Origin of the sequence: Candidatus Enterococcus myersii, from assembly GCF_017316025.1 — a bacterium.
GTDB lineage: Bacteria > Bacillota > Bacilli > Lactobacillales > Enterococcaceae > Enterococcus_C > Enterococcus_C montenegrensis.
On sequence record NZ_JAFLVT010000009.1, the window covers coordinates 1 to 11,438 of the forward strand.

8 protein-coding genes are annotated in these 11,438 nt (G+C 36.4%); 3 read left to right on the top strand and 5 right to left on the bottom strand.

Annotated features, from left to right (window positions below; all coding sequences use genetic code 11):
• The coding region (locus tag JZO76_RS08350) for a hypothetical protein (protein WP_206903661.1) at positions 1–1,063 on the top strand (1,063 nt) is incomplete at its 5' end.
• An 84-nt stretch (positions 1,064–1,147) separates the two neighbouring features.
• On the top strand, positions 1,148–2,503 hold the full coding sequence (locus JZO76_RS08355) for an FAD-dependent oxidoreductase (protein ID WP_206903662.1): 1,356 nt from the start codon (positions 1,148–1,150) through the stop codon (positions 2,501–2,503).
• A 173-nt stretch (positions 2,504–2,676) separates the two neighbouring features.
• Here the strand turns inward: JZO76_RS08355 and lepA are convergent, their stop codons facing one another.
• Entirely contained in the window at positions 2,677–4,512 is a 1,836-nt protein-coding gene (gene lepA, locus JZO76_RS08360; protein WP_230710669.1) for a translation elongation factor 4, read from the bottom strand.
• A gap of 172 nt (positions 4,513–4,684) precedes the next feature.
• On the opposite strand from lepA, the gene JZO76_RS08365 reads away from it, so the two are divergent.
• The gene (locus tag JZO76_RS08365; protein WP_206903664.1) at positions 4,685–5,905 is read left to right on the top strand and encodes a GNAT family N-acetyltransferase; all 1,221 of its coding nucleotides are present in this window, start codon (positions 4,685–4,687) and stop codon (positions 5,903–5,905) included.
• A gap of 171 nt (positions 5,906–6,076) precedes the next feature.
• On the opposite strand, the gene JZO76_RS08370 is transcribed toward JZO76_RS08365, so the two are convergent.
• From JZO76_RS08370 to JZO76_RS08385, 4 genes are all read right to left on the bottom strand, one after another.
• On the bottom strand, positions 6,077–6,532 hold the full coding sequence (locus JZO76_RS08370; RefSeq protein WP_206903665.1) for a hypothetical protein: 456 nt from the start codon (positions 6,530–6,532) through the stop codon (positions 6,077–6,079).
• A gap of 156 nt (positions 6,533–6,688) precedes the next feature.
• Positions 6,689–9,295: an ATP-dependent chaperone ClpB gene (gene clpB, locus JZO76_RS08375; protein WP_206903666.1), complete on the bottom strand. Its 2,607-nt coding sequence runs from the start codon at positions 9,293–9,295 to the stop codon at positions 6,689–6,691.
• Positions 9,296–9,495: 200 nt separating this feature from the next.
• The gene (locus tag JZO76_RS08380) at positions 9,496–9,915 is read right to left on the bottom strand and encodes a hypothetical protein (RefSeq protein WP_347401458.1); all 420 of its coding nucleotides are present in this window, start codon (positions 9,913–9,915) and stop codon (positions 9,496–9,498) included.
• A gap of 104 nt (positions 9,916–10,019) precedes the next feature.
• Entirely contained in the window at positions 10,020–11,438 is a 1,419-nt protein-coding gene (locus JZO76_RS08385; protein ID WP_206903668.1) for a pilin N-terminal domain-containing protein, read from the bottom strand.

The window sequence follows — 11,438 nt, forward strand, 5'->3', positions numbered from 1 at the left end:
GATATTGACTCAAATCCACACAATAAGAAATGGTTCTATTCAAGGCGATAATTTACAACTGTGTTATTTCTTTTATCAATTTTTTTGGCATTCTGCGCCAACAAAATTGATAACACAAACAATTACCGACTATGATTTAAATCAATTTATTAACTTACTTGAAAAAAAACTGAATGTAGTTTTTACCCAAAATTCGAAAATAAGAATACTTTTATGGTGTAAAATCTTAAAGCGCAGTAATTCTAGAAAGAGTAACGTATCACAGGTGATTTTGAAATTAATTGATGAAATACAAGAAGATTCCGCATATAAAATTATCAGAGAGTGTTATTTTTTATCCCAGAGCTATTCAGCTTTTTTAGGATCAGACTACAATGCGGCTTATATTTACATTTTTTTGCTATCTGCATTTCCTTCCCATAGTTCTATTTTGGAAGAATTATGTGAATCTAGCTGGCCTACTAAAGTTCACGCAATCATTGACTTAAACGAGTCTATTTTAGAAAAAGTATGTCACTATTTTAAGTTAGATAAAAAACACGTTTATGATTCATTGAGTTTTAATCATAAACACTTATTGTCTTCTATTCATTCTGGGATTTTATTTTTCAAAGGCAAGATTGAAAAAAATGAAGTAGATTGCTTGTTTTTGGATATCCCAAAAGATTTTGTTTATAAAGATGTCACTGCCAAACTGATTGCCTGGCTTGGAAGAAAAAATCTATGGAATTTTAACGGAATAAATGAAGTTTATTTAACGTGGGTTTATCATGATATCATTTCAGCAATTTTAAATTCAAATCTTTCTACGATTACAATTGGTATCAATTTGAACAAATCCCCACTTATTGAGTCACTATATACGAATTCAATAAAAAAAATCTACATTACAGAAAGCTATGTCCACGTTGAACCGGCTACTCCAAATAAAAAATATGACATTATTATTTCAGATGACGAGACCGCAAAATGGGAATATAACTTTAGATTTTTCTATTTAATGGAGGATATCCAAACGGATTATGGAAAACCAATACGTGAAGTTTTAAAAAATATAGAGTAGATTACTCTCAACTACTAATTAAATAGACATATAAATTTTACTGAATATCAAAAAACACGTTGATACTTTTAAAAGGAGATTATCATGAAAGTAGTAATAATTGGTGGATCCCATGCAGGTACTACTGCTGCTAGAACTTTAAAAAAAATAAATCAAAATATCGAAGTCGTTTTACTGGAAAAAAGAGAATACATTGGCTCAGTACCGAGTAATCTTAATTTTCTTTTTGAAAATCTTCTTCATGAAGATACTAATCTCTTTAAAGGAATCGTACTACCGGAAGTATTAATGAATATGGGGATTGACTTACGTCTAAAAACAGAGGTAACAAAAATTAACGTTGTTACTAAGACAATTGAAGTTAAAAACGAAAGCAAAAACTACAAGCTGAGCTTTGATCGTTTAATCCTTGCCATGGGTTCAGAAAAATTTTTAATTTCTGAGCCTATCTTAAATGCTTCTGTTTCAGATTTAATAACTTACAAAATGCCAGCTGAAATATTAAAAGCTCATCGTGTATTGAAAAATAGTAAGCATATTACGATTATCGGTTCAGGGTTGATTGGCCTAGAACTTGCAAGTAGTTTATCCCATCATTTAGACAAAAAAATTACGATAATAGAACAAATGAGTCGTCCTTTATTCCGTTATTTTGATACTACTATTACCGATGTACTTATGAAGTATAAGCCGGAAAATATTCAGTTTCTTTTTAACAAAACTTTAAAATCCACGCAACGAATGCAAAAACAAATTAAGGTGACAACTTTCGGCGAGGAATCATTTCTTACCGACTCAGCCGTCTTGGCTTTAAATCCAAGACCCAATATCACTATAATTCCCAAAGAAATTTACCTTGATGCTGATAACTCCATTCTAGTTAACGATCATATGCAAACTAATTGTCCGGATATTTATGCTATTGGAGATTTAGTAAAAATTCCCTTTGGACCAGAAATAGATCGCGCTTATCTTCCTTTGATTTCAATGGCCCATCGAACTGCACGAATTGCAGCGTTTCATATAACAAAACACAATACTACGATCAGTAAACCTTCTCAGCGAACCATTGCAACTAAAATTTTCAATTTATTTTTAGCTAGCTGTGGTATAACTTACGAAGAATCCATTTTACTAGGAATCGCTGTAACTGAAGTAACTAAAACGTTTAACTATTACTCACCTATTTACCAAAAAACAGATTTTTTACTAAAAATTAAAATTATTTATGATACGACCAGTCATGTTTTACTTGGCGCCCAATTAATCACAACTGAGGAGAAATTAGTTTCTTTAATCAATATATTTACACAGTTTACCGCAGATAAAAAAAAGATTGAAAATCTTGTTAACAATGAATATTACTATGCACCTTTGCTGTCAGCTGATCAAAATTTCATAAATGAAATTTTTTTAGAGGCAGTCGCCCACGCCAAATAAAAAAACTAAAAATTTGAAATTTCCTCACTTCTGTTTTTTAAAAACAGAAAGATTTAATTACTAACATTTAAATCTATCCAAAAAAACTTCGCCCAAATTTAATTGGGCGAAGTATCAACAGAAATTTCACAAAAATAATCTTTCTAATTCGATTGTTTTAAAAAAATCCCAAGCTATTTCTTCGGTTCATCCTCGTCCATTTTCAAAACAGCCATGAAGGCTTCTTGTGGGACTTCGACAGAACCAATTTGTTTCATTCGTTTTTTACCTTCTTTTTGTTTTTCCAATAATTTACGTTTTCGGGAGACGTCCCCGCCGTAACATTTGGCCAATACGTTTTTGCGGAGTGCTTTAATATCTGACCGCGCAACAATTTTTTGTCCGATTGCAGCCTGAACTGGCACTTCAAATTGTTGACGAGGAATTAATTTTTTCAGTTTTTCAACGATGGCTTTCCCACGTTCGAAGGCAAAGTCACGGTGAACAATGAAGCTTAGGGCATCGACTTTTTCAGCGTTCAATAAGATATCCATCTTCACTAGCTTACTTGTGCGGTAACCAGACATTTCATAATCTAATGAGGCATATCCTTTGGTGCTGGATTTCAACTTATCAAAAAAGTCAAAGACAATTTCAGACAATGGAATTTCATAAACGACATTAACCCGATAATCATCCAAATAATCCATCGTGACAAAATCACCACGTTTTCTTTGTGATAATTCCATCACTGCACCAACATAATCATTTGGTACCATAATTTGGGCTTTCACATAAGGTTCTTCCACACTTTGAATGGAGACAGGATCTGGAAAATCAGCCGGGTTATCGACAATAACTTGAGTGCCATCTGTTTTATTGACGTGATAAATAACAGAAGGCGCTGTCGTAATCAACTCTAAATTGAATTCTCTTTCCAAACGTTCTTGGATAACATCCATGTGTAATAAGCCCAAGAATCCGCAACGGAAACCAAAACCTAAAGCTTGTGAAGTTTCGGGTTCAAATTGTAAGGCAGCATCATTTAATTGCAGTTTTTCCAACGCTTCCCGCAAATCGTTGTACCGCGACGTATCAATTGGATACAACCCACAAAATACCATTGGGTTCATCTTACGATAGCCTTCTAAAGCTTGAGTGGCAGGATTTTTCGCTAAGGTAACCGTATCACCAACCCGGGTATCTTGTACGGTCTTAATTGCGGCGGTGATATACCCTACGTCTCCTACCATTAAATAATCTCGGGCAATCGCTTTTGGTGAAAAGACCCCGACTTCTGTTACATCAAATGTTTTACCGTTACTCATTAATTGAATTTTATCTCCTGGTTTAACAACACCGTCCATTACCCGCACATTTAAAACGACCCCACGATATGAATCGTAAATCGAGTCAAAAATCAACGCTTTTAATGGTGCGTTTAAATCGCCACTTGGGGCAGGAACATATTCAACGACTTGCTCTAAAATTTCTTCAATGCCAATGCCGGCTTTGGCTGAAGCCAAAACTGCTTCACTGGCATCAATACCGATAACATCTTCAATTTCTTGGCGCACGCGTTCTGGATCAGCAGCAGGTAAATCGATTTTATTAATAACCGGTAAAATCTCCAAGTCATTATCTAATGCCAAATAAACATTGGCCAAAGTTTGCGCTTCAATCCCTTGTGCGGCATCGACTACTAAAACAGCACCTTCACAAGCAGCTAAACTGCGGGAAACTTCGTAAGTAAAATCGACGTGTCCGGGCGTGTCAATCAAGTGGAAAATATACGTTTGACCGTCTTTGGCTGTGTAATTTAATTCAACGGCATTTAATTTAATCGTTATACCACGTTCTCTTTCCAAATCCATTGAGTCTAGCAATTGATCTTGCATTTCCCGACTCGTCACCGTATGGGTTTGCTCTAAAATACGGTCTGCCAACGTGGATTTTCCGTGGTCAATATGGGCAATGATGGAGAAATTCCGAATCATTTCCTGTCTTTTTTTCATTTCTGCTAGATTCATATATACCCTCATTTCTTTATTACCGCGACAAAATCCCTGCGGTCTGCTAACTTCAGCCTTTTCATTATACCAACGAAACTTAGATATTTAAAGAGTTTTCCCCATCTCAAAAACAACAAATTTGCCAATCTTTGTTATACTAAAACTAAGAACAAAAATTGGAGTTGAAATTATGGAGGAACACTTTCGCGACGAATTACAAATTCTACCGGTGGAAGAAAAAGATGTTGATCAATTTAACGAGTTATTAAGTTATGTTTTTCAAATCACAGAATCAGATATTGAAGAAAGCGGCTTTGATAGTAAAAAAGAAATGATCAAATCAAAAAAGCCGATTTTAGAGTTATCAAAAGTATTCGGTTGGTTTCACAAAGAGCAGTTGATCTCTCAAATTGCCATTTATCCTTGTGAAGTAAATATTCATGGTGCTGCATACAAAATGGGAGGCATCACAGGTGTTGGCACCTATCCAGAATATGCCGGTCACGGGCTAATGCAAGATTTAGTGAAAAAAGCACTGGAAACAATGCGCGAAGACAAGCAATGGATTTCTTACCTTTATCCTTATAACATCCCCTACTATCGCCGTAAAGGTTGGGAAATTATGTCAGACAAATTGACGTTTAAAATTCGTGACACTCAATTACCCAAACAAGTAGATGTCCCTGGGATGGTAGAACGTCAAAATGTAGATCATCCCGATGTTTTTGCTGTTTACGATACTTTTGCCAAGCAAAATCATGGTGCTTTAAAACGCAGTCATTTTCATTGGGAAGAATACTGGCGTTATGAAAATGAAGAGGAACGGACTGCCGCAATTTATTATGACGGCGCTGGTAAACCAACGGGCGTTTTATTTTATTGGGTCGCCGAAGAAATTTTTCATGTTAAAGAGATGTTTTATTTAAATCAAGAAGCTCGCAACGGCTTATGGAATTTTATTTCTGCGCATTTTTCGATGGTTTATTGGGTAAAAGGAGATATTTATAAAAACGAACCATTGGCCTTTTTACTAGAAGATAGTCAGATTACTGAAACAATCGAACCTTATTACATGGCTAGAATTGTGGATGTTGCAGAGTTTTTAAAAAGATTTCCTTTTGAATCTTTTGACGGTGCTTTTCACTTTGTCGTGACCGATCCCATTGCTGATTGGAACAATGATACTTTTTCTATTATGAGTAAAGATGATGAAGTTGTAATTCAAAAAGGTGTTGCTATAGGCCCAAGTGTCACAATTGATATTCAAACTTTAAGCTGTCTTTTAATGAATTATCGCCGCGCTTCTTATTTATACCGCATTGAACGTCTACAAGCCGCTAGCAAGAAAACAATTCATTTATTAGAACAAATTATCCCCGACATGGAAGCTTACTTTAGTGATTATTTCTAAACAAAAAAATGCGTGGTACTTATTTACGCTAAAAAAATAAACGTAATCTGCTACTTATGGAACCCTTTTAATTTGTAATAATGGACCTGTGATAGGCTTATAAGCTTATCACAGGTCCATTTGCAAATTACAGATGCATTTTACACTGGGCAACTTTTACTCTTATCGATTTTACAGATAGGGTAATTGAATAATGGTTTCTGCTTTTCCTGCAACTTCTTCATAATACTCATAGCTTTCATAGGTAAATGTACCTTTTTCTTTTTCTATTTCTTCTAAAAGCAAGCGATAAATTAGTTCACTATCGTTATCATCTTCTAAAAAGCTGGCTACGGCAGCATTAAAAGCTGGCCGTTTTCTGATTTTTAAAGGTGATGCAACAGAAAATTCTTTTTCAATTGGCAAACAAAATCCGACTTTTAAAGGGTCAGTGTGAATTTCACCTTTACTTTCGACTGCTAAATAATGAACGAAAGGTTCTCCTTTGACTGCCACACCCGCACCAAGAAGGGCTGTCGCCATTTCTTCATAGGCATCTGCCAATGCTGTCCCAAAATCTTCCGCATCGATTTCTTGTTCTTTTTCTAACAACAACACTTCTGGTACAATCTGCTTTTTTATTTCCATTTGACTATCTCCTTTTATCCTCTTTTTTCTAATTATAGTGGAGAATGGATTTTTCACCTAGTAATTCGTCACCTGCAAAAGAAAAAAACCAGACATCACAGTCTGGTTCCCTTTTTGTAAATGACACTTTCCATTTAACACAATTTATCTTTTATCTTATTTTTCTGCCATTGCTTCATTTTGAAAAACCAATTGGTCATTTAAAAGACTGATAGTAACTTTGGTCTTTGGCAAAACTCGACCAGACACAATTTCTTTAGCCAGTGGCGTTTCCACCTCACGGGTAATAAAGCGTCGCAAAGGCCGCGCACCATATGCTGGTTCATATGCATTTTCAGCAATCCAAACTTTGGCAGCTTCATTAATTTCTAGGACGATTTCTTGATCTTCTAAGCGCTTGGACAATTGTGCGATTATTTTATCGACAATTCCTTTTACGTCTTCAAGGCTTAGTGGTGTAAATAAGATTGTATCGTCAATCCGATTTAAGAATTCTGGTTTGAAGTGGCCCCGTAGTAAATTCATGACTTGCTCTTTCACATCTTCTTTAATCGTGCCTTCTTCTGTCACACCTTCTAATAAAAACTGTGAACCGATGTTACTTGTCATAATCATGACTGTATTTTTAAAGTCTACTACCCGTCCTTTTGAATCCGTCAAGCGACCATCGTCTAAAACTTGTAATAAAATATTAAAGACATCCGGATGTGCTTTTTCTATTTCATCTAGAAGAACAATGGTATAGGGATTGCGACGAACAGCTTCTGTTAATTGGCCACCCTCTTCATAGCCGACATAGCCTGGAGGTGCACCAACCAAACGTGAGACCGCATGCTTTTCCATGTATTCACTCATGTCAATTCGCACCATATGGTCTTCTGAATCAAACAAATTTTCAGCTAACGCTTTTGCTAATTCTGTTTTACCAACGCCGGTTGGTCCTAAAAACAAGAAAGAACCTAATGGACGATTGGGATCTTGTAAACCCGCACGAGAACGAATTACCGCATCACTTACCGCATTGACTGCCTCATCTTGACCAATGACCCGTTTATGCAGTGTTTCGTTTAGCTTCATTAGTTTTTCCCGTTCTCCTTCAACTAATTTCGTTACGGGAATTCCGGTCATACGACCGACAACAGCAGCAATTTCTTCTTCTGTAACCGATTCTTGCACTAAGCGCACATGATCGTCGGTCCCTTTTTCCTCTAGTGTTTCCAATTCCTTTTCTAATTGAGGAATGGTTCCATGACGGAGCACGGCTGCACGTTCTAAGTCATAATTATTTTCAGCATCTTCTAATTCGTGCTTAGCCTTATCGATTTCAGAACGTTTATTGGTAATCTGGTTCACTTCTTCTTTTTCAGTTTCCCATTGCATCTTCATGGCGTTTGCTTCTTCTCTAAGTTCAGCCAACTCTGCTTGCAAAATTTCTAAACGTTTTTTCGACGCGTCATCGCTTTCTTTTTTCAACGCTGCTTCTTCAATTTCAAGTTGCATTAAACGTCTGGTTACTTGGTCTAATTCTGTCGGCATAGAATTCATTTCCACCCGAATTGTCGCACTTGCTTCATCGACTAAGTCAATCGCTTTATCTGGTAAAAATCGATCGGTAATATAACGATCAGAAAGCGTCGCAGCAGCAACTAAAGCATTATCGTGAATATTAACGCTATGGTGAATTTCAAATCTTTCTTTTAGTCCCCGTAAAATCGAGATCGTATCTTCCACTGTTGGTTCTGCGACTAAAACTTTTTGGAACCGGCGTTCTAGCGCCTTATCTTTTTCCATATATTGCCGATATTCATCTAATGTTGTAGCACCAATCATATGCAATTCACCACGGGCAAGCATCGGCTTTAATAAGTTTCCGGCATCCATGCTGCCTTCGGTCTTGCCAGCCCCCACGATGTTGTGAATTTCATCAATAAAAAGAATAATGCGCCCATCTGCTTTTTTCACTTCTTTTAAAACCGCTTTTAGTCGCTCTTCAAATTCGCCACGGAATTTAGCGCCGGCAATTAATGAACCCATATCAAGAGAAAAAATCGTTTTATCCTTTAAATTTTCTGGAACATCTTTGCGCACAATCCGTTGGGCTAGTCCTTCTACGATAGCCGTTTTACCAACCCCAGGCTCCCCGATTAAAACAGGATTATTTTTTGTTTTTCGTGATAAAATCCGAATGACATCACGAATTTCTTCATCCCGTCCAATAATAGGATCCATCTTACCAGCTTTAACTTGTTGCACTAAATCGACACCGTATTTTTCCAATGCTTTATATTGTTCTTCTTGATTTTTTGAGGTCACTTTTTCTCCTCCGCGCATTACTTCAATATTGTGGCGCAATTCTTTTTCCGTAATTCCTTGGTTCACCAAATATTTCGTCAAACGATAATTTTTTAATTTCATTAATGCTAAAATTACGATTTCAGTGGCTAAAAATTCGTCTCCGAAACTTTCCCGTAATTGGTCTGCTTCATTTAATAGATTAAATAAATTTTGGCTCATACTTTGACCATAGGCCACATTTCCACCAGCTACACTTGGATATTCATCAATTGCCTGATCGACTTCTCTTTCAAAAGATGCAACATCCACACCAGCATCCGTATAAAAATTACGTCCAAAATGATTTGGTTGTAAGAAAATTTTCCATAAATGAGCAATGTCGATTTCTTGATGATGACGTGTTACCGCAATTTGCTGTGCTTCTGCGATAGCTTCTTGTAAAGTTGTCGTCATTTTTTCAATATTCATTTGCCATTCCTCCTAAAGTCTTAATTACTGTGAGCTCAACTACTTTTATCATACTACTATCTCACCTTTTTGGCACGAATGTCGTAGTATTGTTCCTTTACTCACAATATAATAATACGCCTTTGGTCAGTAATGGTCAAACTAAATGCTCTCAAATTTAGCAAATTATTTATGAAATACTAACAAAATGACCGATCTTTCTAACTGGAATCATAGACCACTTGCAAGCCATTTTTATTTAAACTTGTGCCTGCTGGAACAATCATTTCGGCTAAATGAGGAGTGGCTCTTTCCCCTATTTTTGCAATGAGAAACAGTCGCTGAAATTGCCGTAATTTTTGCAGCATATAAAACCATTGAATATTTGAAAAAAGCGCTCGAAAATAATGTAAATGAGCAATCATAAAGTGGTTCCAATGCTTACTTTGATAAATCGCAATAACTTCTGCTTGATATAGTTCAAGACGTAAAGGGGCTATCTTAACAAATAATTTACTACAAACATCAATAAAACGTAAATACGTTAAAAAGCGTCTTTCATCTTTGGTTTCTTTTAGAAAAACTTTCAAACGTCTTGCCGTTGTCTCAGCTTTAAAATAACCTAATTGATTTGGACTCACGACTAAATACACCTCGATCACTTCCCCTCACTTTAACAACGAAAAAAATAAAGATAATGTCAAAAAAAATCGGAGGAAAATTCCTCCGATCTTTTTGCAGTATGCTATTTATCGTCTTTATCGTTTTTCTTTTTCCATAAGAATACTGCACCACCGGCTAATATAACGCCGAATAATGAGAAGGCTGCTTTGCCTTCGTTGGTTTTTGGTAACATCCGTCGCGCTGTTGTTGCAACGGTGTCAACCAATTCGCCAAGTGTTTGTGGTAGTCGACCACGAGTTCTCGTTGGTTCTGCTGGTGTTGATGTTGGTTCACTTGGTGTAGTGGAACTAGATTCAGTTGGTGGTTCTTCTTGCGTATTATAGACACGAGGCGTTTTTTCTTCCATCGCTTTAGCTGGAACTTCACCGTCTGGATTTTCCAACATTGGTTGTCCATCAATTAATACTGGTAAGTAATTACCATCTTCATCGTACCAAGATTCTGGAACTTCAATTTTGATTCGTTTTTCTTTATTGCCGATTACAAACCCTTCAGCACTCTCCAATTCCTCAAAGTAGAAAGTTCCCGATGGTAAAAAGCGTGCGCCTGTGTTTACCAACCCATCTTTATCAGACTCAAAAATATTAACACGATCGTCATGGAGCGGATCTTCTGATTCCACCCATTTGTTCTTCAAGTCATTAACATCACTCATGTCCAGATAAAGTTTCTTACCATCCTCTTCACGATATATTGCAAATTTTGCGCCGGCAATTGGTCCTAGGTCTTCACCACTTGCTTGTTGCCCAAATTTAAAGAAGTACGGATCACGGACATAGCCCACATTTTTAGGATAAAGATGAATTTGCGTTAGACTTTCGTTATTGACATAAATTGGCAAGGTGATTAAAAGTGGTCGGCCTAATTTTTCCATATCCACGTTTAAATCTTTTTTCTCTGTCAGACCTGTTTCAAGAATCAAATAGGCTGCCTCTTCATCACCACTTTTAACTGGTAATTTAGGGAATGTTGCAATCCCTTCTAACGTCCGGCCATCAGGCATTTCCGTTTTTTGTGAAACAATCGCTTGCGCGTTTACTTTAGTTAATTTTGACTCCTCCGCCATTTTAATTGCTTCTTTTCGGGCTAAAGTTGCGATATAGTCAACAAAATCTTTTTGGGAAGAAACTTTGACTCCATTTGGCAGTTGCCCTTTTTCTTTGACATCTTTATACCAAGGGGTTGCATCATAAATATCAAACATCGCACCATTTAGCGGTAGTGAATTTTCTAGTAACGTATTATCTTGCTCTGTTAATTGTTCACCCACAATTTGCAGACCATCATTTTGATACTCCCAATCTTCCAGCTCTTTATTATTTTTCCAACGAAGATCACGGAAAATTCGTTTGTGCAAATAAATTGTCACTTCTTCAGGATTATCGGCGGCCTCTGCGATGGTTTCGCCATTACTAGTAAAAGTAAAGACTAAAGGTAATAGCAGTAACAGTGCTAGTAAGCTTGTCATAATCTTTTTCAT